At 59.3% G+C, this 23,170-nt stretch carries 20 protein-coding genes; 7 read left to right on the top strand and 13 right to left on the bottom strand.

Annotated elements, in window-relative coordinates; translation table 11 throughout:
• Window positions 1–61 precede the first annotated feature (61 nt).
• The gene (gene tsaD / locus ACA051_RS26950) at window positions 62–1,087 is read left to right on the top strand and encodes a tRNA (adenosine(37)-N6)-threonylcarbamoyltransferase complex transferase subunit TsaD (RefSeq protein WP_304873619.1); all 1,026 of its coding nucleotides are present in this window, start codon (window positions 62–64) and stop codon (window positions 1,085–1,087) included.
• 23 nt (window positions 1,088–1,110) lie between these two features.
• On the opposite strand, the gene plsY is transcribed toward tsaD, so the two are convergent.
• Window positions 1,111–1,680 (bottom strand): glycerol-3-phosphate 1-O-acyltransferase PlsY, encoded by a 570-nt coding sequence (gene plsY, locus ACA051_RS26945; protein ID WP_497305922.1) that lies wholly within the window; start codon window positions 1,678–1,680, stop codon window positions 1,111–1,113.
• A 74-nt stretch (window positions 1,681–1,754) separates the two neighbouring features.
• Between plsY and folB the strand changes: the two genes are divergently transcribed.
• Window positions 1,755–2,111, top strand: a complete 357-nt coding sequence (gene folB / locus ACA051_RS26940; RefSeq protein WP_056726637.1) for a dihydroneopterin aldolase — start codon at window positions 1,755–1,757, stop codon at window positions 2,109–2,111.
• Window positions 2,102–2,620, top strand: coding sequence for a 2-amino-4-hydroxy-6-hydroxymethyldihydropteridine diphosphokinase (gene folK, locus ACA051_RS26935; protein ID WP_010467156.1), 519 nt, complete (start codon window positions 2,102–2,104; stop codon window positions 2,618–2,620). The genes folB and folK overlap by 10 nt, the downstream gene beginning before the upstream one ends.
• 107 nt (window positions 2,621–2,727) lie before the next feature.
• Here folK and ACA051_RS26930 read toward each other — a convergent pair whose 3' ends face one another.
• From ACA051_RS26930 to ACA051_RS26880, 11 genes are all read right to left on the bottom strand, one after another.
• Complete coding sequence (locus tag ACA051_RS26930) at window positions 2,728–3,957, bottom strand: multifunctional CCA addition/repair protein (RefSeq protein ID WP_497372542.1); 1,230 nt, start codon at window positions 3,955–3,957, stop codon at window positions 2,728–2,730.
• A 63-nt stretch (window positions 3,958–4,020) separates the two neighbouring features.
• Window positions 4,021–5,583: a SpoVR family protein gene (locus ACA051_RS26925; RefSeq protein ID WP_077747309.1), complete on the bottom strand. Its 1,563-nt coding sequence runs from the start codon at window positions 5,581–5,583 to the stop codon at window positions 4,021–4,023.
• Window positions 5,580–6,851, bottom strand: coding sequence for a YeaH/YhbH family protein (locus ACA051_RS26920; RefSeq protein ID WP_010467159.1), 1,272 nt, complete (start codon window positions 6,849–6,851; stop codon window positions 5,580–5,582). The genes ACA051_RS26925 and ACA051_RS26920 overlap by 4 nt, the downstream gene beginning before the upstream one ends.
• A 204-nt stretch (window positions 6,852–7,055) precedes the next feature.
• Window positions 7,056–8,978: a PrkA family serine protein kinase gene (locus tag ACA051_RS26915; protein WP_497372540.1), complete on the bottom strand. Its 1,923-nt coding sequence runs from the start codon at window positions 8,976–8,978 to the stop codon at window positions 7,056–7,058.
• 296 nt (window positions 8,979–9,274) lie between these two features.
• Window positions 9,275–9,604, bottom strand: coding sequence for a thiosulfate sulfurtransferase GlpE (glpE, locus tag ACA051_RS26910; RefSeq protein ID WP_497372538.1), 330 nt, complete (start codon window positions 9,602–9,604; stop codon window positions 9,275–9,277).
• Window positions 9,605–9,637: 33 nt separating this feature from the next.
• Entirely contained in the window at window positions 9,638–10,519 is an 882-nt protein-coding gene (locus tag ACA051_RS26905; RefSeq protein ID WP_497305915.1) for a symmetrical bis(5'-nucleosyl)-tetraphosphatase, read from the bottom strand.
• Window positions 10,519–10,899: a Co2+/Mg2+ efflux facilitator ApaG/CorD gene (gene apaG / locus ACA051_RS26900; RefSeq protein WP_497305913.1), complete on the bottom strand. Its 381-nt coding sequence runs from the start codon at window positions 10,897–10,899 to the stop codon at window positions 10,519–10,521. Before apaG ends, ACA051_RS26905 begins: the two co-directional genes overlap by 1 nt.
• A gap of 123 nt (window positions 10,900–11,022) precedes the next feature.
• Window positions 11,023–11,841 carry a 16S rRNA (adenine(1518)-N(6)/adenine(1519)-N(6))-dimethyltransferase RsmA gene (gene rsmA / locus ACA051_RS26895; protein WP_497372536.1) on the bottom strand — a complete coding sequence of 273 codons (819 nt, stop codon included), beginning with the start codon at window positions 11,839–11,841 and terminating at the stop codon, window positions 11,023–11,025.
• Window positions 11,838–12,827 carry a 4-hydroxythreonine-4-phosphate dehydrogenase PdxA gene (gene pdxA / locus ACA051_RS26890; RefSeq protein WP_497305909.1) on the bottom strand — a complete coding sequence of 330 codons (990 nt, stop codon included), beginning with the start codon at window positions 12,825–12,827 and terminating at the stop codon, window positions 11,838–11,840. Before pdxA ends, rsmA begins: the two co-directional genes overlap by 4 nt.
• Window positions 12,824–14,140 (bottom strand): peptidylprolyl isomerase SurA, encoded by a 1,317-nt coding sequence (gene surA, locus ACA051_RS26885; protein ID WP_497305907.1) that lies wholly within the window; start codon window positions 14,138–14,140, stop codon window positions 12,824–12,826. Before surA ends, pdxA begins: the two co-directional genes overlap by 4 nt.
• Entirely contained in the window at window positions 14,121–16,919 is a 2,799-nt protein-coding gene (locus ACA051_RS26880; RefSeq protein ID WP_497372534.1) for an LPS-assembly protein LptD, read from the bottom strand. Before ACA051_RS26880 ends, surA begins: the two co-directional genes overlap by 20 nt.
• Before the next feature lie 130 nt (window positions 16,920–17,049).
• Here ACA051_RS26880 and ACA051_RS26875 point away from each other — a divergent pair, with 130 nt between their 5' ends.
• The 3 genes from ACA051_RS26875 to ACA051_RS26865 are packed head-to-tail and all read left to right on the top strand — an operon-like array spanning window position 17,050 to window position 19,506.
• A complete protein-coding gene (locus ACA051_RS26875; RefSeq protein WP_497305903.1) occupies window positions 17,050–18,069 on the top strand; it encodes an aminoglycoside phosphotransferase family protein in 1,020 nt (339 codons plus the stop codon).
• Window positions 18,066–18,737 (top strand): N-acetylmuramate alpha-1-phosphate uridylyltransferase MurU, encoded by a 672-nt coding sequence (gene murU / locus ACA051_RS26870; RefSeq protein ID WP_497372532.1) that lies wholly within the window; start codon window positions 18,066–18,068, stop codon window positions 18,735–18,737. The genes ACA051_RS26875 and murU overlap by 4 nt, the downstream gene beginning before the upstream one ends.
• 1 nt (window position 18,738) lies before the next feature.
• Window positions 18,739–19,506, top strand: a complete 768-nt coding sequence (locus ACA051_RS26865; RefSeq protein ID WP_497372530.1) for a TerB family tellurite resistance protein — start codon at window positions 18,739–18,741, stop codon at window positions 19,504–19,506.
• Window positions 19,507–19,631: 125 nt separating this feature from the next.
• Here the strand turns inward: ACA051_RS26865 and ACA051_RS26860 are convergent, their stop codons facing one another.
• Window positions 19,632–20,624 (bottom strand): alpha/beta hydrolase family protein, encoded by a 993-nt coding sequence (locus ACA051_RS26860; RefSeq protein ID WP_497305897.1) that lies wholly within the window; start codon window positions 20,622–20,624, stop codon window positions 19,632–19,634.
• Window positions 20,625–20,697: 73 nt separating this feature from the next.
• On the opposite strand from ACA051_RS26860, the gene ACA051_RS26855 reads away from it, so the two are divergent.
• Window positions 20,698–23,094 (top strand): PAS domain-containing sensor histidine kinase, encoded by a 2,397-nt coding sequence (locus ACA051_RS26855; protein WP_497372528.1) that lies wholly within the window; start codon window positions 20,698–20,700, stop codon window positions 23,092–23,094.
• Window positions 23,095–23,170: the final 76 nt, after the last annotated feature.

Here is a 23,170-nt window from a genome sequence, read left to right as displayed (position 1 = left end):
GGGCATCACGTGGCGACTATTATGCGCGCCTTCGAATTCAGCCTAAACAAGGCGCAAACCCATGCTAGTACTGGGATTAGAAACCTCCTGCGACGAAACCGGTGTCGCATTATATGACAGTGAACGCGGCCTGCTGGCCGACGCACTGTTCAGCCAGATCGACCTGCACCGCGCCTATGGCGGTGTGGTGCCGGAGCTGGCCTCGCGCGACCACGTCAAACGCATGCTGCCCTTGATTCGTCAGGTGTTGGCCGAAGCTGACTGTGTGCCGACCGAGATCGACGCCATCGCCTATACCGCGGGTCCTGGCCTGGTCGGTGCCTTGCTGGTGGGCGCCTCTTGCGCTCAGGCGCTGGCCTTCGCCTGGGGTATTCCGGCGCTGGGTGTGCACCACATGGAAGGCCATTTGCTGGCGCCGATGCTGGAGCCGCAACCGCCGCAATTCCCGTTCGTCGCTTTGTTGGTGTCGGGTGGTCATACGCAGCTGGTTCAGGTCGACGGGATTGGCCATTACACGCTGTTGGGCGAGACACTCGACGATGCCGCCGGTGAAGCGTTCGACAAAACGGCGAAGATGATGGGCCTCAATTATCCGGGCGGTCCGGAAATCGCCAAGCTTGCAGAGCAGGGCGTTTCAGGGCGTTTCACTTTTCCGCGTCCCATGTGCGACCGCCCGGGCCTGGCATTCAGCTTCAGTGGCTTGAAAACCTTTGCCCTGAACACCTGGCAGCAGAGCGTCAGCGCCGGGGACGACAGCGAGCAAGCCCGTTGCGACATCTCGCTGGCGTTCCAGCAGGCCGTGGTGGAGACTTTGACCATCAAGTGCAAGCGCGCCCTGAAACAGGCGGGTATGAAGCGTCTGGTGATCGCTGGGGGCGTCAGCGCCAACAAGGCGCTGCGCACCTCTCTGGAAAAAATGCTCGGCGACATGAAAGGCGATGTGTTTTATGCCCGTCCGGAGTTCTGCACCGACAATGGCGCGATGATTGCGTTTGCCGGTTGCCAGCGCTTGCAGGCCGGTCAGCACGAAAGCCTGGCGATCAGCGTGCAGGCGCGCTGGCCGATGGAGCAACTGTCGGCTTTGTGATGAGCGGTGCTCATGTCCGGTATTTAAAAATGCCGTTCGCGCCCGGCAAACAGGTCGCGTAGATTTCCGCGATGACGCCAGACGATCAGTCCCGTGAGTGCGCTCATGGGCAGCAGTGCCGCCGGTTCCTGCCAGGCCAGCAGCGGCAGGGTCAGCGGTGTGGCGATCAGTGCGGCGAGTGAGCTGGTGCGGGTCAGGTAGAACGTCAGCACCCAGGTGCAGGCCGCCAGCAATGCAGCGGGCGGATACAGGCCCAGGAGCATTCCGGCTGCGGTGGCGACACCCTTGCCACCGCGAAAGCGGAAGTACAGCGGGAACAGGTGGCCGATGACGGCGCAGACGCCGATCCAGGCTTGTTCTTGGAGCGAAAGACCCGCAACACCGGCGATCAGCACTGGTAGCAAGCCTTTGCAGAGGTCGCCGATCAAGGTCAGGATGGCAAGCTTCTTGCCCGCCAGACGCAGCATGTTGGTGGCGCCAGCATTGCCCGAGCCACTCATTCGCGGATCGGGGTTACCGGTCAGGCGGCTGAGCAAAATGGCGAAGGACAGAGAGCCGAGCAGGTAGGCGAGGGTCGCCAGTAACCAAAACATGCTAACTATTCCGGGCGAGGACGCCCTGATTCTAACGGCGCATTGCGCCCTTGTCGTGCAGCGGAGAAAAGTGCTTGGACAGAGTGTTTATCGAGGGCCTGGAAGTCGACACCGTGATTGGTGCCTACGACTGGGAACGAGGCATCCGACAGTGCCTGCGACTTGATCTGAGCTTCGCCTGGGACAATCGCCCGGCAGCGGCAGGCGATGACCTGACCCTGGCGCTCGACTATGCCAGCGTTTCGTCACGTATCCAGGCCTTTGCCGAACAGGCACAGTTCCAGCTGGTCGAGACCTTCGCCGAGCGTCTGGTTGAGGTGTTGATGAGCGAATTCAAGATCACCTGGATGCGCCTCAAGCTGACCAAACCAGGCGCCGTCCCGGCGGCCATCGGTGGTGTGGGCGTGGAGATCGAGCGCGGATGTCGCTGACTCAGGTGTATCTCGGGCTCGGTAGCAATATCGAGCGCGAAACCCATTTGCAGGCCGGCCTGGAAGCCCTGGCGGGATTCCTGGTGGATATACGCTGCTCGGCGGTATTCGAAAGCCAGCCTGTGGGAATCAAGAGCGGGCCGTTCTTCAATTTTGTGGTGTCGGCTTACACCGATCTGCCGCTGATGGAGCTGGACCGTCGATTGAAGTTCATCGAGGCGGACAATGGCCGTTATGCGCCGGACCGCAAGGGTTTGCCGCTGGATATCGACGTGCTGCTGTTTGGCGATCTGGTCGGCAATTTCGACGGACTGATCCTGCCGCGGGCAGAGATTCTGAAAAATGCCTTCGTGCTGTGGCCGTTGTCGCTGATTGCGCCGGACAGAGTGCATCCGGGCGTAGGCAAAAGCTTTGCGACGTTGTGGCGTGAGGCGCAGATTGATCAGGTGTTGGCGCCGGTGGCGTTTGAGTGGCGCGGTGAGCAATTGACCCCTTCGAATTTATTGTGAGGTGGATGACGCCTTCGCGGGCAAGCCTCGCTCCTACAGTTCCGGGTTATTTTCCAATTGTGTGATCGGTCCGAACTTGTAGGAGCGAGGCTTGCCCGCGAAGCTTTTCAAGTAGACGCCGTCTCTTTGTAAATCTTCAACGCCTTGAGCCGTTCGCGCTTGATTGCCTCGCCCAATTCCGGCCCCTTGAATCCCTTCTCCAGCAATGGCTGTACCGCCACGCTCCGTGCCGCAGTCGACGCCCCGCGCAAATAATCCGCCTGTGGATAAATTCTCTGCTCCAGACCTTTGCGGCCACGGGCGTCCATCTCGCACGCCGCAATGAAATCTTCAAACCGCTGCGGTCGACGGTAAACGTCGAAACTCTGCAGCAGCTCCAGCAAAGTCGAGGCCTTCAGCTCCAGAGCGCGGTGGCCGTGGGTGTGATATTGGCCCACCAGCAATGCCAGTTCCTGACAGTCCTTCGGTGCCTTGAAGCGTTCGTTGACCGCTTTGATCAGCTTCAGGCCCGTGTGTTCATGGGCGATGTGACGCGGCCACTCTTCCTTAGGGGTCAATCCTTTGCCCAGATCATGCAGCAGGCACGCCCAACGCACGGTCAGCGGCTGTTTGTGCTGCGCCGCTTGCTCAAGCACGCTCAGGGTGTGCACCCCCGTGTCGATTTCCGGGTGGTGGGCTGCGGGTTGCGGTACGCCGAACAGAGCGTCGACTTCCGGTATCAACACCTTGAGCGCGCCGCATTCGCGCAGCACCTCGACGAAGACCTGTGGCTGATCTTCCATCAACGCACGGGAAATCTCTTTCCAACTGCGTTCGGCAGTCAGCGCCTCTAGCTCGCCTGACTCGCTGAGTTGACGCATCAGCTCAAGTGTTTCAGGCGCGACGGTGAAACCCAGTCCGGCATAACGAGCAGCGAAGCGGGCAACGCGCAGAACACGGAGCGGATCTTCGGCGAACGCGGGGGAAACGTGACGAAGCACTCGAGCTTCGAGATCGCGCTGGCCGTGGTAAGGATCGGTCAGATTCTGCTGATCGTCTTCGGCCATGGCGTTGATCGTCAGGTCGCGACGGATCAGGTCTTCTTCGAGGGTGACTTCGGGGCTGGCGTGAAAGGTGAAGCCGCCGTAACCACGTCCGCTTTTGCGTTCGGTACGGGCGAGGGCGTATTCCTCACCGCTCTTGGGGTGAAGAAATACCGGGAAGTCAGCGCCCACCGGGCGATAGCCCTTGGCGAGCATTTCTTCGGTGGTGGCCCCGACCACAACCCAGTCGATATCGGTGACAGGTTTGCCCAGCAGGCGATCGCGTACCGCGCCGCCGACTTTAAAAATCCGCATAAAAAACCTCCGTTAGCTCGACAGAATAACCTTTGCGTCGTACTTCCGGAGGCAGAAACAGGATCAAAGATGAATGACGGCCAAGTCCAGCCGGCCGTAATCCCCCTCGCTGTGCTCGCTTCTGGGCGGAACATGGTGAACTTTCATGACTTGGTCGCCTTGCAACGTTTCCAGGTGAATGTCGAAGCCCCACAACCGGTGCAGGTGCTTGAGCACTTCCTCTGTGGACTCGCCCAGCGGTTTGCGGTCGTGTTGCTGGTGACGCAAGGTCAGGGAGCGGTCGCCGCGCCGGTCGATGCTGTAGATCTGAATATTGGGCTCGCGATTACCAAGGTTGTACTGTGCGGCCAGGGTTTCGCGAATGGTGCGGTAGCCGCCTTCATCGTGAATGGCCGGGACCAGCAGATCGTCCTTTTGGTCGTCATCGAGAATACTGAACAACTTCAGGTCGCGGATCACCTGCGGTGACAGGTACTGCAGGATGAAGCTTTCATCCTTGAAGCTGCTCATGGCGAACTTGATGCTCGACAGCCAGTCGGTACCGGCAATCTCAGGGAACCAGCGGTAATCCTCTTCGGTAGGGTGTTCACACATGCGGCGGATGTCCCGGTACATGGCAAAACCCAGGGTGTAGGGGTTGATGCCGTTGTAGTAGGGGCTGTCGAAGCCGGGTTGGTAGACCACGCTGGTGTGTGACGTCAGAAACTCCATCATGAAGCCGTCGGTAACGAGGCCTTCGTCATACAGATCGTTCATCAGCGTGTAGTGCCAGAACGTGGCCCAGCCTTCGTTCATGACCTGGGTCTGGCGTTGCGGATAGAAATACTGGGCGATCTTGCGCACGATCCGCACGATTTCCCGCTGCCAGGGCTCCAGCAGCGGCGCGTGTTTTTCGATGAAGTACAGGATGTTTTCCTGGGGTTCGGCGGGGAAGCGTGCGTTGTCCTTGTCGCTGTACTTGTCGGCCCCTTTTGGAATGGTGCGCCACAGATCGTTGATCTGCTTCTGCAAATGCTCCTCCCGATCCTTCTGCCGGCGGCGTTCTTCTTCAGCCGAGATCGGATAGGGGCGTTTGTAGCGATCAACCCCGTAGTTCATCAACGCATGGCAGGAATCCAGCAGGTCCTCCACCGCATCGATGCCGTGGCGTTCTTCGCACTGCATGATGTACTGCTTGGCAAAGACCAGGTAATCGATGATCGAACTGGCGTCGGTCCAGGTGCGGAACAGGTAATTGCCCTTAAAGAAGCTGTTGTGGCCATAGCAGGCGTGAGCGACTACCAGGGCCTGCATGCAGATGGTGTTTTCTTCCATCAAATAGGCGATGCATGGGTCCGAATTGATCACAATCTCGTAGGCCAACCCCATCTGCCCACGGCTGTAGGACTTCTCGGTGCTGAGGAAGTGTTTGCCGTAGGACCAATGGTGATAACCCAGCGGCATGCCGACGGAGGCGTAGGCATCCATCATCTGCTCGGCGGTGATCACTTCGATCTGGTTGGGGTAGGTATCCAAGGCATAACGAGCCGCCAGGCGACTGATTTCTTTGTCGTAAGCCTGGATCAGCTCGAACGTCCATTCGGAGCCGGTGGAAATGGGTTGGCGCTTCTGCTCTTTGGCGGTCATGTCACTAACCTGCGCTGGAAGAGTTCACGGAAGACCGGGTAGATATCCCCGGCCGAGACCAGTTGCTGCTGGGCAAAAGTGTCAGAGAAGGCTTCGGCAATGCGTTCGTATTCGAACCACAAAGCCTGGTGTTCGCGAGGGGTAATCTCAACGTAAGTGTAGTACTGCACGAACGGCATGATCTGGTTGATCAGAATGTCGCGGCAGATCGGCGAGTCGTCGTTCCAGTTGTCGCCGTCGGACGCTTGGGCTGCGTAGATGTTCCACTCATTGCTCGGATAACGTTCGGCCATGATCTCTTGCATCAGTTTCAAGGCGCTGGAGACGATGGTGCCGCCGGTTTCCCTGGAGTAGAAGAATTCCTCCTCATCCACTTCGCGGGCGCTGGTGTGGTGGCGGATGAATACGACGTCAATCTTGTCGTAGTTACGCTTGAGAAACAGGTACAGCAGGATGAAGAAGCGCTTGGCGATGTCCTTGGTCGCCTGGGTCATGGAGCCGGACACGTCCATCAGACAGAACATCACCGCCTTGGAGCTGGGGTTCGGCTGCTTGATGAGCAGGTTGTACTTGAGGTCAAAGGTATCGAGAAAGGGAACGCGATGGATGCGCGCACTGAGTTTTTCGATTTCTGCTTCGATCTCCTGAATATCGCCGAAGTTATCCGGTTCATCCCGCTTGAGTCGCAGCAGTTCCTCTTTGGCTTCCCGTAACTTTGCCCGGCTGCTGCCAGACAGGGCGATTCGCCGGGCATGGGCCGAGCGCAGGGTTCGGATGATGTTGATTCGCGACGGGTTGCCTTCGTTGCTGATACCCGCGCGTACGGTCTTGAAAGTGTCGGTGCCGGTCAGGTTGCGTTTGACCAGGTTCGGCAACTCGAGGTCCTCGAACATGAACTCGAGAAACTCCTCCTGGGTGATCTGGAAGACAAATTCGTCCATCCCTTCACCTGAATTGCCGGCCTTGCCTGGGCCCCGTCCACCGCCACCTCCTGGTGGGCGTGCGATGTGTTCGCCGCTGGTGAATTCCTTGTTTCCGGGGTGCACGACCGTCTGCTTGCCACCGCGGCCATGGTGAAGCACCGGCTCGTCGATGTCGCGGCCGGGGATGCTGATCTGTTCGCCGTGCTCCATATCGGTAATGGAACGCCGGCTAACCGCCTCTTCGACGGCTTTCTTGATGTGGTCACGGTAACGCCGCAGAAACCGCTGGCGGTTCACCGTGCTCTTGTTCTTGCCATTGAGACGTCGGTCGATCACATAGCTCATGACTGCTCCTTAGAAGCTGTCCTGAAAGGGGCGAGCGGTTATGCAGCATCGTACCGAGTGCCAAGGGATGTTCACGCTCCCCCAAGCGCTTTGGATGCTGCCTGAACCTCGCTACCGACTTTCGAACACCTTCCAGAGGCCTGTGTAACAGAAAAAGCGCACACAGGTCTCTGGCTGACGACAACCGGTCTGACCGGCAGCGGGTTACTGTGATTTTCTGACCCGCAGATACCACTCGGACAGCAGTCGTACCTGTTTGTCGGTGTAGCCCCGCTCGACCATCCGTGTGACGAAGTCGTTGTGCTTCTGCTGGTCCTCTTTGCTGGCCTTGGCATTGAAGCTGATGACTGGCAGGAGGTCCTCGGTGTTGGAGAACATTTTCTTCTCGATGACCACCCGCAGTTTTTCGTAGCTGAGCCAGGTCGGGTTTTTGCCATTGTTGTTGGCCCGGGCGCGCAAGACGAAGTTGACGATTTCGTTGCGGAAATCCTTCGGATTGCTGATGCCGGCCGGTTTTTCGATTTTCTCAAGCTCTTCGTTCAGCGCGACGCGGTTGAGGATTTCGCCGGTTTCCGGATCTCGGTATTCCTGGTCCTGAATCCAGAAGTCGGCGTACAGCACGTAGCGATCGAAGATGTTCTGGCCGTATTCGCTGTAAGACTCGAGATAGGCAGTCTGGATCTCTTTGCCGATAAATTCGATATAACGCGGTGCCAGGTACTCCTTGAGGAAGCGCAGATAGCGTTCGCGGGTCTCGGCCTGGAATTGTTCCTGTTCGATCTGTTGTTCCAGCACATAGAGCAAATGCACCGGGTTGGCGGCGATTTCGTGCGGATCAAAGTTGAAGACCTTGGACAGGATCTTGAACGCAAACCGGGTCGATAGACCGTTCATGCCTTCGTCAACGCCGGCGTTATCGCGGTATTCCTGGATCGACTTGGCTTTTGGATCCGTGTCTTTGAGGTTCTCGCCGTCATACACGCGCATCTTGGAATAGATGTTGGAGTTTTCCGGCTCCTTGAGGCGTGAGAGCACGGTGAACTGGGCGAGCATTTTCAGAGTGTCGGGTGCGCAATGGGCCTTGGCCAGTGAGCTGTTGAACAGAAGCTTGTCGTAGATCTTCACCTCGTCGCTGACCCGCAGGCAGTACGGCACTTTGACGATATAGATCCGGTCGATGAAGGCTTCGTTGTTCTTGTTGTTGCGGAAGGTGTGCCATTCCGATTCGTTGGAGTGAGCCAGCAGGATCCCGGTAAACGGAATCGCACCGAGGCCTTCGGTACTGTTGTAGTTGCCTTCCTGAGTGGCGGTCAGCAATGGGTGCAGCACCTTGATTGGCGCCTTGAACATTTCGACGAATTCCATCAGGCCCTGGTTGGCCCGGCACAGAGCGCCTGAATAGCTGTAGGCATCGGCGTCGTTCTGTGGGTATTCCTCCAGTTTGCGGATATCGACCTTGCCCACCAGCGCCGAGATGTCCTGGTTGTTTTCATCGCCCGGTTCGGTTTTGGCCACCGCGATCTGGTTGAGAATCGACGGATAGAGTTTCACCACACGGAACTGACTGATGTCGCCGCCGAATTCGGCCAGGCGCTTGGTGGCCCATGGCGACATGATGGTGTTGAGGTAGCGCCGCGGAATGCCAAAGTCTTCTTCGAGGATCGCACCATCTTCAGTGGCGTTGAACAGACCCAGCGGCGACTCGAATACCGGCGAGCCCTTGATGGCGTAGAAAGGCACTTTCTCGATCAGCTGTTTCAGCTTCTCGGCCAGGGACGATTTACCGCCACCGACGGGGCCGAGCAGATAGAGGATTTGTTTCTTCTCTTCCAGGCCCTGAGCGGCATGGCGAAAATACGACACGATCTGGTCAATGCATTCTTCCATCCCGTGGAAGTCTTCAAAGGCCGGATAGCGGCGGATCACCTTGTTGGAGAAGATTCGCGACAGCCTCGAGTTGGCCGAGGTGTCGAGAAGCTCCGGTTCACCGATGGCCAGTAACAGACGCTCGGCGGCGGAGGCGTAGGCGCTGCGGTCGTTTTTGCACAGCTCCAGATACTCTTGCAGCGAGAGTTCTTCCTGGCGTGTTGACTCGAAGCGTTGTTGGAAGTGGCTAAAGATACTCATGACGTCACCTCGCTCGATACGTGGAGCCGACGCCGGATCATTCAGTCGATGCTGGCAGCAACCGGATATGCAGTTGCTGTTTACCCCCCAGAACTCTTTCGGAGCTGACTACCCCGAAAGCTACTCCCGATGATCCGCGCGCCGGTGTACCGGCTCTCCCCTGTTTTGGATGGCCTGGGCTTAAGGATAGTTGCTAATTCGGGAGGTAAAGGCGAGATACGTAATTAGTTGTGGCAGACCGTTCGTCTGCCACCGTGCGAGCCCGCGGGGGCCGGGGCTTGCACGTTACAAAAAAATTATTCGGAGGTGCCTTGCGCTGTTTCCGCAGGATAAGTCGTGCGCCACAGCTCAAAACCGCCATCCATGCTGTACACGTCGGAAAAGCCCTGGCTGATCAGGTAAGCGGCGGCACTCTGGCTGGAATTTCCGTGGTAGCAGACCACTACCGTAGGCGCATCAAGGTCGGCTGCACGGATGAAGTCCGAGATGGAAACGTTGTCCAGATGCTTCGAGCCGGCGATGTGCAGCGCGGCAAAGGTAGCAGGGTCACGGACATCGACCACCACTGCGCCTTGTTCGCGCAGGGCCTGTGCGTGTTCTGGTGGGATGCGTTTGAATTCGCTCATGGCGGGCTCCTGTAGCTCGGCTGAAAGCGCAGTCTAGCGCTGGGCGCTGGCTGACGTTTGTTCGGGAATGATGGGGGCAACTGGCGGTAGGGTGTGACCATGTTCGTCGCATTTGCACAGCAGGCGTTCACCGGTGTCGACGTTCATCAGGGTCATGGAGCCACCCCAGACACACCCGGTGTCGAGCGCGAAGACGTCTGCCTCGTCACACCGGCCTTCGAGCGCCGCCCAATGACCGAAGATGATCTTCACGCCCTTGGTCTTGCGCTCCTTGTGCTTGAACCACGGCGCATAGCCCGGTGGCGCGGTGTCGATGCCTTCTTTGCCCTTGAGGTCGAGTTTGCCCTCGCTGGTACAAAAACGCATGCGGGTGAAATAGTTGGTGATCACGCGCAGGCGGGTCACGCCTCTGAGGTCGCTGTCCCATTTCACCGGATCGTTGCCGTACATGCCGTCAAGGTAGGCCGGGAAGCGGTTGTCGTCGCGCAGGGCTTCTTCAACTTCTGCGGCGCATTTCAAGGCTTTGCGCAGCGACCACTGTGGCGGGATGCCGGCATGGACCAGGGCAATGTTGCGCTGTTCGTCGTAGTGCACGAGCTTTTGCTGGCGTACCCATTCCAGCAGTTCCAGACAATCGGGGGCGTCGAGAATTTCGCACAGGGTATCGGATTTCTTCAGGCGTTCGATGTTCTGCCCGGCCGCCAGCAAGTGCAGGTCATGGTTGCCGAGCACGCACACCAGCGATTCGCGAATGCTATAGAGGAAGCGCAAGGTTGCCAGCGACTGCGGGCCACGGTTGACCAGATCGCCCACCAGCCACAGACGATCCTTTGCAGGGTCGAAAGCGACTTGTTCGAGCAGGCATTGCAGCGGCTCAAGGCAGCCTTGAAGGTCGCCGACGGCATACGTTGCCATCAGTGCAGGGCTCCGGGCACCGCCAGGCGGAAGGGGGCGATGACGGCGTCGAAGTGTTTACCGTCGTCGGCCACCATCTCATAAGTACCTTGCATCGTGCCGACCCTGGTGGTCATGACGGTGCCGCTGCTGTAAGTGTGGTTTTCACCGGCCTGGATTAAAGGCTGCAAGCCCACGACACCTGCACCGCGAACCTCCTCGACATGCCCGTCGCCATCGGTGATGACCCAGTGCCGTGACAGCAGCTTGGCCGGTAACTCGCCGTTGTTCTGCACGGTGATGGTGTAGGCAAAAGCAAAGCGGTCGTGTTCGGGTTGCGATTGTTCTGCCAAATAGCGGGTGACGACGCTGACGTCGACCTGATAACGAGGATCGGACATGCAAGAGGCCTTAAAATCGAAGCGGGACGCGGGGCGTAGCTGATTGAACTCAGTCTAGGCCAAGTATCGAGTAGTAAACCAGACATGGGCGCTGGTGTCCTACCCGATAACGCTCGACGCCTGTCAGTCGACGGCGGGGGATGGCAGGGCTTGTTCGCTGAGCTTGTCGGCCAGGCGCACGAACGCGGCAAGGTCGAGCTGTTCAGGACGAAGGCTGCCGTCGACACCGGCAGCGGTAATTTCGTCGTTGCTCAGCAGCAGTTTGAGGGTATTGCGCAGGGTCTTGCGGCGCTGGTTGAAGGCTTCACGCACAACACGCTCCAGCAGCTTGTGATCCTTGGCCGGGTGCGGCAGCACCGTGTGAGGCACCAGGCGCACGATGGCCGAATCGACTTTCGGTGGCGGATTGAACGCGCCGGGGCCGACGTTGAACAGATGCTCAACCCGGCAATGATACTGAACCATGATCGACAGACGGCCCCAGTCACCGCCGCCAGGACCTGCCGCCATACGCTGGACCACTTCCTTTTGCAGCATGAAGTGCATGTCGCGAATCAGGCTGGCGTTATGCAGCAAGTGAAAAATCAGCGGCGTAGAGATGTTGTATGGCAGGTTGCCGACGACCCGAAGGCTGCCCGGAGCTGCGTTCAGGCTGTTGAAGTCGAACTTCAGCGCATCGCCCTGATGCAGGTTGAAGTTGCTCTTGCCGGCGAACTGCTGATTGAGGATCGGGATCAGGTCTTTGTCCAGCTCCACCACGTCCAGTTGTGCGCCGCTGCCCAGCAGGCCCTGGGTCAATGCACCCTGGCCTGGGCCGATTTCCAGCAGGCGGTCCTCAGGCTTGGCGTGGATGGAGCGCAGGATGCGGTCGATAACGCCGGCATCGTGCAGGAAGTTCTGGCCAAAACGCTTGCGCGCCCGGTGTTGGTAATGCTCGGTCATAAACGGGTCTCGGCCATCTGGTAGGCGGTTTCCAGGGCGACTTGCAGGCTGCCGGTGTCGATGTTGCCGCTGCCGGCCAGATCCAGGGCAGTGCCGTGGTCGACCGACGTGCGGATGATCGGCAAGCCCAGGGTCACGTTGACTGCCGCGCCGAAGCCTTTGTATTTCAGCACAGGCAGGCCCTGGTCGTGGTACATCGCCAGCACCGCGTCGCAGTGCTCCAGATATTTGGGGGTAAACAGAGTGTCGGCGGGCAGGGGGCCGCGAAGGTCCATGCCCTCGCCGCGCAGGCGCTCTAATGTAGGTTCGATGATGTCGATTTCTTCATGGCCCAGGTGTCCGCCTTCACCGGCGTGCGGGTTTAGCCCGCAGACCAGGATGCGTGGCTGGGCGATGCCGAACTTTTGTTGCAAGTCCGTGTGCAGAATGCGTGTGACCCGTTCCAGCCGCTCCGGCGTGATTGCATCGGCAATCTCCCGAAGGGGCAAGTGAGTGGTGACCAGCGCTACGCGCAAGCCGCGGGTGGCAAGCATCATCACCACTTGTGCGGTATGGGTCAGGTCAGCAAGAAACTCGGTGTGCCCGGAGAAGGCAATGCCGGATTCATTGATCACGCCCTTGTGCACAGGGGCGGTGATCATGCCGGCGAAATGTCCGTCGAGGCAGCCTTGGCCCGCACGGGTCAGGGTTTCCAGGACGAACGCCGCATTGGCCTTGTCCAGTTGCCCGGCGGTGACCGGTGCATTGAGCGGGGTATCCCAGACGTACAGGCTGTTGGCGGGTGCCGGAGCATCCGGCCAACTGTCTGGTGTTACCGGGAGCAAATCGACAACCACGCCCAGCTGCGCGGCCCGCTCAAGGAGCAGGTCGCGGCTGGTAATGGCAATCAGGGGGTGTGGCTGGGCTTGCGAGGCGAGTAGCAGGCACAGGTCGGGACCTATGCCGGCCGGTTCGCCGGGTGTCAGCGCGAAACGCTTGGGTTTCACTGCGCTGCCTGGTCTGCACCAGGGAGTTTGATCTCTACGTATGCTTCGTCACGGATCTGACGCAGCCAGGTTTGCAGCTCTTCGTCGTATTTGCGGTTACGCAGTACGGTCATCGCTTGCTGCTCACGGGCCTGGGTAGTGCTGTCGGTGGCGCGACGGCCAAGGACTTCCAGAACGTGCCAGCCATATTGGGTCTGGAACGGCTTGGACAGCTGACCTTGCGGGGTCTTGGCCATCACTTCGCGGAACTCAGGCACCAATGCATTTGGGTCGATCCAGTTCAGGTCGCCGCCGTTGAGAGCGGAACCCGGGTCTTCCGAGAAGCTTTTCGCCAGTTCGCCGAAATCTTCACCCGCTTCGATTCGGGTATAGAGCGATTCGGCCAGTGCCTTGGTTTTTGCTTCGTCGCGAATCGGGCTAGGTTTGACCAGGATATGACGCACGTGCACTTCGTCACGCGTCTGGGTTTCACCGCCACGCTTGTCGAGGATCTTAAGGATGATGAAGCCGCCCGGCGTGCGCATAGGCTGGGTAATGTCGCCAACCGTCATGGTACTCAGCATGCGATCGAACGGAGGTGGCAATTGACCGGCTTTACGCCAGCCCATGTCGCCGCCTTCCAGTGCGGTTTCGCTGGCGGATTTGGCGATTGCCAACTGACCGAAATCAGCGCCTTGCTTGAGTTGCTGGTAAACCGCGTCCGCTTGCTTGGCCGCATTCTGAATCGCATCGGAGTTGGCGCTTTCCGGTGTAGGAATCAGGATGTTGGCCAGGCGGAATTCTTCGGACAGCTGCATTTTGCCGAGGTCAGACGCGAGGAAGTTCTTCACTTCCTGTTCAGACACCTGGATACGTTCGGCCACACGGCGCTGACGCACACGGCTAATGATCATTTCGCGGCGGATCTGTTCCCGGGCGTCCTCGTAGGAGAGGCCATCGCGAGTCAGGGCAGCACGGAATTGATCAATCGACATGTTATTGCGCTGAGCAATGGTGCCGACAGCCTGGTTCAGTTCTTCATCGGTGATACGGATACCGGAACGCTCGCCGATCTGCAGTTGCAGGTTTTCGACGATCAAGCGCTCAAGCACCTGTTGATCCAGCACGCCGGCCGGAGGCACCGCAGCACCACGTTTGGCGATGGTTTGCTGAACCTCGTGAACGCGCTGGTCCAGTTGGCTCTGCATGACCACGTCGTTGTCGACAATGGCCACCACTTTATCGATGGACTGTACCGCGGCGTTCGCCGCAGTACCCAGGAACAGCGCGCCCAGCACTAGCGGGCGCAGACAATCAGAAAGCTTGGTCTTCACGTTCACGATAACCTTGGATGCCTTTGTCGAGGAAGCTCTCTACTTTGGCGCCGGTGAGGCCGCCGAGACCTTTCAGAACGATTTGTAGGAAGATGCCATGGTCGCCTTTTTCGTTTTCCGGGGCGTTCTGACTGAATTCGTCATACGAAACCCAGTAACGGTTGATCAGGCGCAGTTTCCAGCAGCAGTTGTCGTACTCGAAACCACCGAAGGCTTCCAGGGTACGGTTGCGGTTGTAGTCATACTGCCAGCGACTGATGACGTTCCATTGCGGCACGACCGGCCAGATCACCGAGAAGTCGTGCTGTTGGATTTTGTAGTAGTCCTTCACATAGCCAGGTTGGCCAGGGGTGCCGTAGTCACCGCCGCCTACCGACCATTTACCAGTGTTCTGGTCGTAACGAACCTGGTCGTTGCGATAGCGATAGCCGGCGTTGATGACCTTGTTAGGGTTGTCTTCAGGCTGGTAGTGGAACATCGCGCTACCCGAGCGAGGGCTGCGGCTGTCCGGGTCCCAGTTATAGTCGGCCGTGGTGCGCCAATCGCGGTTCCAGCGGTACTCGTATTCCAGCGCATAAGGCGACACGTTGGAGTGCGCGTCGTCGCGGGTTTTTGCATCGATACCCGGCAACTGGACTTCGCGGTCCTTGAAGTACAAGGCCTGGCCGACGCTGATGCGTTGACGCTCGAAACCGTTGTCTTCGATCCAGCGGTTGGTCACACCCAGCGACAGTTTGTTCTCGTCGCCGACGCGGTCGGAACCCGAGAACCGGTTGTCACGGAACAGCGACGCATAGTTGAAGGTGTATTCCCCGGTGTCGAAGACAGGAATGTCTTCCTGGTCCTTCTCCGGGACATAGAGGTAGTACAGGCGCGGCTCAAGCGTCTGGCGATAGTTCTTGCCGAACCATTGGGTGTTGCGATCAAAATACAGGCCGCTATCGATGCTTGCGATCGGCACGCCACGGCTCTGGTTGCTGCCGAAGGTACCGTTGAGTTTGTCTTGTTCTGCGGTCTGCGCGTCGACCTGGGATTTGCCGATACCGTCTAGGTCCAGTTGGTACTGGGTGTACTGGTATTTCAAGGATGGCTTCAGGAAACCATAGCTGGCATTCATCGGATAGCTGACAACCGGGGCGACATTCAGGCGATCACCGTTTGCGCGAGCCAGCCCGAAAACGTTTGTGTCCAGGCGTGGGGACACATTGCCGTCTTCATCGGTGAAGGAGCCGTTTTTCAGGTCACGATCAAACCGCACGATTTCAGTGTTGTAATTGAAATCCAGTCCGCCCGGGTGATACGGCAGCGCACCATCAAAGGTAATCTGCGGCAAACGGTCATACGGCGTGATGTTCGAAACGGTCGCCAGCTGAAAAGCCTGAGCGTTCACGCGAGCGGTATAGCTATCACCGCGGTACGTAACAGAGCCCTGCTGGTTAACGTAGTCAGCGCTTTTCACACCAATCTGGTCAGTCTGCAGATCCTGGAAGTAATACGGATCGCTGATCTTGGTGTAGTCAACCTGCGTGTAGACCCGCGAATCCAGACCACCCTTGTGCTGCCAGTTATACATGTAGCGGTTTTTCTGGTAATCGGTCTGCTTGCTGCGATCGGTGTCCTCGTCGTTGAGGTACGCGGCACCGAACTGACCTTCGCTGGACGGGGTCAGGTAGCGGAACTCGCCTTCCATCAACAGGCCGTGCTTGCTCATGTAGCGCGGATACAACGTGGCATCGTAGTTTGGCGCCAGGTTGAAGTAGTACGGTGTTACCAGCATGAAGCCGGTATCGCTGCCCGTGCCGATAGTCGGCGGCAGGAAGCCGGACTGGCGACGGTCATCGATCGGGAAATAGATGTACGGCGTGTACAGGACAGGAATGTCCTTGACCCGCAGTGTCACGTTGGTTGCGGTACCGAAGCCGGTCGCCGGGTTCAAGGTGATGTTGTTGCCCTTGAGCTGCCAGGCGTTGCTGTTCGGTTCGCACGTGGTGTACGTACCGTCCTTGAGGCGGATGATCGCGTTCTCTGCACGTTTGGCGTACAGCGCGTTACCGCGGATGCGCGACTTGTGCATCACGTATTCGGCGTTATCGACCTTGGCTTCACCAGTGTCGAGCTGCACATCGGCGTGGTCGCCCACGATCAGCGCGCCGTTGTCGCGAATGCGCACGTTGCCGCTCAGTTCGCCACGGCTCTCGGCCTGGTACAGGTTCGCTTCGTCGGCTTCGACCTGCATGCTGCCCTGACGCATGACGACGTCACCGGCCAGGGTCGCGACTTGTTCATCCTGCTTATAGCGAGAGGCCTTGGCGCCGATAAAGGTCGGGGCGTCACTTTTATCCGTCTTGTCATTCATGCCAGGACGAATCGGTTCGATATAGGAACCAGAGCAGTAAGGACCGGTCTCGGCCAGTTGCGCCGCCGTGAGGTTCTCGCGCGGAACCCAGTCGAGGTGACTGTAGTCTGCACTACGCGACTTCAGGCCGCGGCCTTTGGACTCGGTAACCAGCACAGGCTTGGCGCCGGTGTCTTCACTGGTGCCACTCTCGGTTGCAGGTTCGCCGGTGGCGGAAACTGCGCTGCCGTCATGGACGGGACGCGGAGGCAAAGCCGCCGCTGGCGCCTTTGGCGCACAGTCCCAGGCACCCGAAGCAGAGACTGAGCAGTCATACTGTTCCGCGGCGACCACGAAAGAAGTGGCTAGGGGTTGCAGGGCCAGCAGACTGCCGGTAACCAACAACGGAAATTTTTTACGAAACGCGGGGGATTTCAATGCCATCTTATTAGTCCGGGCTTCCTGCGTGCCATCTGCCCGCGGTGTGGGCCGCACGCCTCTCGATGGTCTGAAAAAGATGCTGGATAATAAAGCATGACCCGCTTGACGGCTAGCGCCGTCGGAGACCCTTGTAATGCCTGACCAAGATGTACGTTTGCAACACCTGAAAGTTTGGCTCGATGAGCAATTGGCAATCCTCTTTGCAGAACAAGGTTGGGGCGCCGTACCCCCGGCCACATTGACTGCGGCCAGTAGCGATGCGAGTTTTCGGCGCTATTTCCGATGGGAAGGCGAGGGCCGAAGTTTCGTCGTGATGGACGCGCCACCGCCCCAGGAAAACTGCAAACCCTTCGTGGATATCGCTTTTTTGCTGGCGAAATCCGGAATAAATGTGCCGAAAATTTATGCTGAAGATCTCGAACGCGGTTTTCTTTTGCTCAATGACCTGGGCAACAAGACTTATCTGGACGTGATCGACAGCGAAAACGCCGACGATTTGTTCAAGGATGCCCTGCAAGCATTGCTGGCTTTTCAGCAGTTGCCGATGGTTGCGCCGTTGCCGAGTTATGACGTGGCCTTGCTGCGTCGTGAGCTGGAACTGTTCCCCGAGTGGTACGTGAAACGCGAGTTGGGCATCGAGTTCGACCCGGCGCAGCAAATGCTCTGGCAGAACGTGACTGAGCTGCTGATCGACAGCGCCCTGGCCCAGCCCAAAGTGCTGGTGCATCGCGACTACATGCCACGCAACCTGATGCTCAGCAAGCCAAACCCTGGCGTGCTGGATTTCCAGGATGCGGTCTATGGCCCGGTAACCTATGACGTGACGTGCCTGTTCAAGGATGCGTTCCTCAGTTGGCCCGAGGAGCGTGTGCGCGCCTGGCTGGAAAATTACTGGCAGCAAGCGAGTGCGCTCGGCATTCCCGTGCAGCCTGATTTCGAAGACTTCCTGCGGGCCAGCGACCTGATGGGCGTGCAGCGTCACCTGAAAGTGATCGGCATTTTCGCCCGCATCTGTCATCGCGACGGCAAGCCGCGCTACCTGGCCGATGTGCCGCGCTTCTTTGCTTATATAGACGCGGTGATCGCACGCCGTCCTGAGCTGGCCGAGCTGGATGTGTTGCTACTGAGTCTGCGTGCTGGAGGCCCTGCATGAAGGCAATGATTCTGGCGGCCGGCAAAGGCGAGCGCATGCGCCCGCTGACCCTGACCACACCCAAGCCGCTGGTTCGTGCCGGCGGCGTGCCTCTGATTGAATATCACTTGAAAGCCCTGGCAATCGCCGGGTTTACCGAGATTGTGATCAACCACGCCTGGCTCGGTCAGCAGATCGAAAGCTACCTGGGTGACGGCTCGCAATACGGCCTGCGTATTCAGTATTCGCCGGAAGGTGAACCACTGGAGACCGGCGGCGGTATCTTCCGCGCGTTGCCTCTGCTCGGCGATGAAGCATTCCTGGTGGTCAATGGTGACATCTGGACTGACTACGACTTCAGCGTGCTGCATCAACCCATCGCCGGGTTGGCGCATCTGGTACTCGCGGATAACCCGGCCCATCACCCGACCGGCGATTTCACGCTGTTCGACGGGCAGGTGCGCGATGGTCAGCCGGACACCGCCACCCTGACCTACAGCGGCATTGCGGTGCTGCATCCGCAACTGTTTGACGGTTGCTCGGCTGGCGCTTTCAAACTGGCACCGTTGCTGCGCAAGGCCATGACCGATGGACAGGTTACCGGCGAACGCCTGAACGGACACTGGGTGGATGTTGGCACGCACGAGCGTCTGGCTGAAGTTGAAACCCTGATAGAAGCGAGACGCTGAGATGCTGTGGCCAGGGACTCTGATTGGAGCCGGAGCGGGCTTTGCCATAGCCAGCATTCCGGGGGCCATGCTCGGTGCTTTGTTGGGGCAGGCGCTGGATCGGCGCTTGCACCTGCAGAGCTGGGGGCATTTGCGTGAAAAGCTCGGCGGTCGTCCGATGCTGCGCAACGATGAACTGTTATTCGTGCTGCTGGGGCGGTTGGCCAAGAGCGATGGACGCGTGGTGGATGGCCACATCCAGCAGGCCCGTCAGGAAATGCGTTCGTTGGAAATGACCGAGTCGGCGCAGCGTCGTGCCATTGCCGCGTTCAATCGTGGCAAGTCGGGCCGTGACCGGTTGCGGGGGTATCTGCGGCGCTTGAGTGCTCAGCCTCATGCCGCCGAAGGCGTGTTGCGCGCCTGTTGGCGGATGGTCTGGGCCGATGGGCGTGCGGGGAACAATGAGCGCGAACTGCTGGCCCAGTGGGGCAAGTGGCTGGGCTGGACGCCGCAACAAGTACTGGCGCTGGCGGCCGACTACGATCAGCACAAGCGACCGCAGGTCAGCAGCACCCTGACTTATCAGGATGCCTTGCAGCTGTTGGGGGTATCGGCGACCAGCGAGCCTGCGCAGATCAAGCGTGCCTATCGACGCCTGCTCAGTCGCCATCACCCGGACAAGATTGCCGGCAGCGGTGCGACGGCGTTGCAGGTGCGTGAGGCGACTGACAAGACTCGCGAACTGCACACGGCCTACACGTTGATTCGTGAGCGGCGGGATTTTCGTTAGCAGGAAAGATTTTTGTCGCCTGGGAGGCCGTCTTCGCGGGCAAGCCTCGCTCCTACAGATTCCGCGTCATACGACACAGAATCTGTAGGAGCGAGGCTTGCCCGCGAATGGGGCGGCGTGGTCTATCAGTCCGCCGCCTTCTGCGGATTCAACCACCCGCGCACCCGGCGCACCAGTTGCTCTTGCTCTGCCTTGGCATTACCGGGCAACGCTTTGAGCGACACCTGACTGAACGCCGAAGACTTCAATCGCTTGCTAGCCTGCATTCGTGCCAGCGCTGCGTTGCGATCCAGCGGCTTATCCAAGTAGAAGATATCTGCCGTCGGCAGCTTCAGTGTCGGCGTCAGTTCGACCAGCTCGGGTTTCGCCGCGGCAGGTGTCTGTGCCGCGACCATCACAAACTTCTCCACTTGCGACGGCTGCTTCTCGCTCAAGTAACGCGCGGCCCAGTAAGCGCCGGTGCCATGGCCCAACACCACAATGCTGCGAGCGCTTTGCTGTTCGGCATAGGCAATGGCCGCATCAATGCGAGCAAAGATGCGTTCGGCGTCGGCCTTTGATTGTTCCTCGGTGGTTTCAGCGATGGCCTTATCGGCAACTTCCGCTTCACCCCCGGCGGCTTGCTCGATGGGGGCTGCCGTGGTCGAGTCCTTGCTGCCGGTTTCCGGTGCCTTGAGCGTTGGCGGCATTTCCACGACGCGTGGCGCAATGGAATCACTTTGCAGGTCGGGCAAGGTGATACTCAGGCTGCTCCACTTCGCGTCGGGCAATTTGTTGCGCAATGGGCTGATTGCTTGCGGCCAGTCAACGGTTTCACCTGCGCCAGGGATGATAATCACCGCACCTTTGGGCTCGGCGGTGTTGGCCGGTTTCCACAGCGCAAGAAAGGTGTCGGCGCCGGCTTGCAGTTGTTGCTGTTCCTGCGCAGGGATTTTTCGCTCAAGTGCTGTCGCTTCTTCCTGACTACGCTCAAGCAGTGGCTGGCGTTCGACCGGGTTTTCTTCTGCGGGTTTTTCCGCAGCGGCAGGTGCCGGATCGGCCGCCTCGACGGAAAAGGCGCAAGGCAGGATCAGCGACAGGCACAATGCTGGCAGTGCCAGGCGGTAGACAGGGGGCATCGGATATTCCAGGCCAGAAGTTATTCCGGCAGCCTAATGGGTTGGTCAGTATTTGTCAGTGTGTGAGACTTCAATGATGCGTTTTCGCTGCCTGTGGGTTATCGGCTGTTTGTGGTTTCCCTTGATGAGTTGGGCGGCTTCCGCGCCACCGACGCACGTCGCGCCCTTGTCGCTCCAGCAGCAACAGTGGCTGGCAGCGCACGGCGAATTGCGCGTGGGGCTGGTGCTGCAGGCGCCTTACGCGCAATACGATCGCCGCTTGCAGCGCCTGTCCGGGGTTAACGTCGAGTTGATGAAATGGCTGGCCAAAGCCCTCAAGGTCGAGCTGAGCTGGCGTAATTTCCCCGACCTTGCGCAACTGGAAGCCGCCGCGCGCGAGGGTGAAATCGACATCGCCCCCGGGCTGACGCAAACGCCCGCCGGCCTGCGGTTCTGGCAATTCTCCGACCCCTACATGCGGGTGCCGCAACTGGTGGTCAGCGACCAGAAAAGTACCGGCGCGGTGGAGCTGGAAAAACTCGACAGCCAAACCCGCGTCGCTGTGCGCATGCCCAGTGCGACGGCCGACTATCTGCGCGGCAACTATCCCCATCTGAACCTGCAAGGCGTACCGATCGAGCGCCAGGCATTGCAATTGTTGCTGAGTCAGCAGGCCGGTTATGCCGTGGTCGATGAAGCGCAATTGGGGCGGCTGTCCGTCGAACCTGAGTTCGCCGGGCTGGTCGTGGTGGGTGACATCGGCTTGCCGCAATTGCTGCGAGTGGCCACGCGGCGGGACCAACCGGAACTGGCCGGCATCGTCGAAAGCGCGCTGCGGGCGATCCCGGCCAAGGACCTGGAGCAACTGCACAACCAATGGCTGCAACCCAAGTACCCGCGTCTGACCGAATCCCGGGGATTCTGGCAAAACCTCTGCCTGCTGATGGCGGTATTGATGCTGAGCAGCATGGCCATCGTGTTCTGGCAGCGCCGCCAGCAACACAGTCTGGAGCAGCGTCTATTGGCAGCACGCGAGGACATTGCCCTGCGCGAGGCCAGCGAAGAGGCGTTGCGCCTCACGCAATTTTCCATCGATCAGAGCACCGTCGGCATCCTCTGGGTCAACTGGGACAGCCACGTGCGCTACGCCAACCGCGCGGCCGAAACCATGCTCGGGTATCCGGCCGGCGGCATTATGGATAGGCCGTTGATCGACTTCGAGCCGGGCCTGCATATGGACCGTTGGCTGAACCTGTGGAAGCGTGCCCGGGCCAGCGAAGAAGGGCCGCAAAGTTTCGAAACCAACTGTGTTCGAGCGGATGGCAGCATCCTGCCGACCGATGTTTCGTTGAGCTTTCTGCGCTTTCGCGGTGGTGAATACCTGGTGGTCTACCTCAACGACGTCACCGAACGTCGGCGCGCCTTGGCGGCGTTGCAGGAAAGTGAAGCGCGGTTGCAGGGGATTGCCGCCAACGTTCCGGGATTGGTCTTTCGCCTGGAACGGGCGCCAGTCACAGGGCAGATCGACTTTGCCTACATCAGTGAAGGCAGCGAGAGCCTGTCGGGTTATTCGCCGGCGACCCTGGCCCATCGCGACAAAGGCCTGCGCAGTCTGGTGCATCCGGACGACAAGGCCAGCTATCACCAGACTCAGGACCATGCGCTGGATACGGACAGCGACTGGTCGTGGCAGGGGCGGATCCTCACTCGTTCGGGCGAGCAGCGCTGGGCCGAGATCAAGGCCATCACCCGCCGGCTCGAAGACGGCGCCTATGTCTGGGACGGGATTGTCTGGGACATCAGCGAGAGCAAGCGCATCGAACTTGAACTGGCCAGTTCCCGCGAGCAACTGCGTGAACTGTCCGCTCACCTGGAGAGCGTGCGGGAAGAGGAAAAGGCCCGCATCGCCCGGGAGGTCCACGACGAGCTTGGTCAGATGTTGACCGTGCTCAAGCTGGAAACCTCCATGTGCGAATTGGCCTACGCCCAGCTCGACCCCGGTCTGAATGAGCGCTTGAACAGCATGAAACGCCTGATTGCGCAGCTGTTCCAACTGGTACGCGATGTGGCGACCGCGTTGCGACCGCCGATTCTCGATGCCGGGATCGCGTCCGCCATCGAATGGCAGGCCCGGCGTTTCGAGGCGCGCACGCAGATTCCGTGTCTGGTGCAGGTGCCGGAGAACCTGCCGATGCTCAGTGATGCCAAGGCCATAGGGCTGTTCCGAATCCTTCAGGAAGCGCTGACCAATGTCATGCGTCATGCCCAGGCGCATACTGTCGAACTGACGTTGGCGCTGGAAGGCGACGAGTTGTGTCTGACGGTCAGCGATGATGGCGTAGGATTTATTCCCGCCACGGGCAGGGCGACTTCCTTTGGTGTGGTCGGCATGCGCGAGCGGGTGTTGATCATGGGCGGGCAGTTGTCGCTTGAGAGTGAGCCGGGAGAGGGTACGACGTTGATTGTCCGTGTGCCGGTGGATGAAGTCTGAAGCCTGCCTGTTGTCTGTAGTGACGCCTTCGCGGGCAAGCCACGCTCCCACAGGGACAATGTGAACAACACAAACC

The sequence above is a fragment of the Pseudomonas sp. LBUM1669 genome, assembly GCF_059695705.1.
The sequence above is the reverse complement of the archived record's forward strand: the minus strand, read 5'-3'. Positions and strand labels throughout refer to the sequence as shown.

What these genes read in the sequence shown, in the direction of transcription:
- ACA051_RS26905 (WP_497305915.1), bottom strand. Translation starts at nt 10,519, where the DNA reads ATGGCAACGTATGCCGTCGGCGACCTTCAAGGCTGCCTTGAGCCGCTG.
- ACA051_RS26880 (WP_497372534.1), bottom strand. Translation starts at nt 16,919, where the DNA reads ATGGCATTGAAATCCCCCGCGTTTCGTAAAAAATTTCCGTTGTTGGTT.
- ACA051_RS26865 (WP_497372530.1), top strand. Translation starts at nt 18,739, where the DNA reads ATGCTGTGGCCAGGGACTCTGATTGGAGCCGGAGCGGGCTTTGCCATA.
- ACA051_RS26930 (WP_497372542.1), bottom strand. Translation starts at nt 3,957, where the DNA reads ATGCGGATTTTTAAAGTCGGCGGCGCGGTACGCGATCGCCTGCTGGGC.
- apaG (WP_497305913.1), bottom strand. Translation starts at nt 10,899, where the DNA reads ATGTCCGATCCTCGTTATCAGGTCGACGTCAGCGTCGTCACCCGCTAT.
- ACA051_RS26860 (WP_497305897.1), bottom strand. Translation starts at nt 20,624, where the DNA reads ATGCCCCCTGTCTACCGCCTGGCACTGCCAGCATTGTGCCTGTCGCTG.
- ACA051_RS26875 (WP_497305903.1), top strand. Translation starts at nt 17,050, where the DNA reads ATGCCTGACCAAGATGTACGTTTGCAACACCTGAAAGTTTGGCTCGAT.
- ACA051_RS26915 (WP_497372540.1), bottom strand. Translation starts at nt 8,978, where the DNA reads ATGAGTATCTTTAGCCACTTCCAACAACGCTTCGAGTCAACACGCCAG.
- ACA051_RS26855 (WP_497372528.1), top strand. Translation starts at nt 20,698, where the DNA reads ATGATGCGTTTTCGCTGCCTGTGGGTTATCGGCTGTTTGTGGTTTCCC.
- folK (WP_010467156.1), top strand. Translation starts at nt 2,102, where the DNA reads ATGTCGCTGACTCAGGTGTATCTCGGGCTCGGTAGCAATATCGAGCGC.
- rsmA (WP_497372536.1), bottom strand. Translation starts at nt 11,841, where the DNA reads ATGACCGAGCATTACCAACACCGGGCGCGCAAGCGTTTTGGCCAGAAC.
- tsaD (WP_304873619.1), top strand. Translation starts at nt 62, where the DNA reads ATGCTAGTACTGGGATTAGAAACCTCCTGCGACGAAACCGGTGTCGCA.
- ACA051_RS26925 (WP_077747309.1), bottom strand. Translation starts at nt 5,583, where the DNA reads ATGACCGCCAAAGAGCAGAAGCGCCAACCCATTTCCACCGGCTCCGAA.
- glpE (WP_497372538.1), bottom strand. Translation starts at nt 9,604, where the DNA reads ATGAGCGAATTCAAACGCATCCCACCAGAACACGCACAGGCCCTGCGC.
- ACA051_RS26920 (WP_010467159.1), bottom strand. Translation starts at nt 6,851, where the DNA reads ATGAGCTATGTGATCGACCGACGTCTCAATGGCAAGAACAAGAGCACG.
- murU (WP_497372532.1), top strand. Translation starts at nt 18,066, where the DNA reads ATGAAGGCAATGATTCTGGCGGCCGGCAAAGGCGAGCGCATGCGCCCG.
- plsY (WP_497305922.1), bottom strand. Translation starts at nt 1,680, where the DNA reads ATGTTTTGGTTACTGGCGACCCTCGCCTACCTGCTCGGCTCTCTGTCC.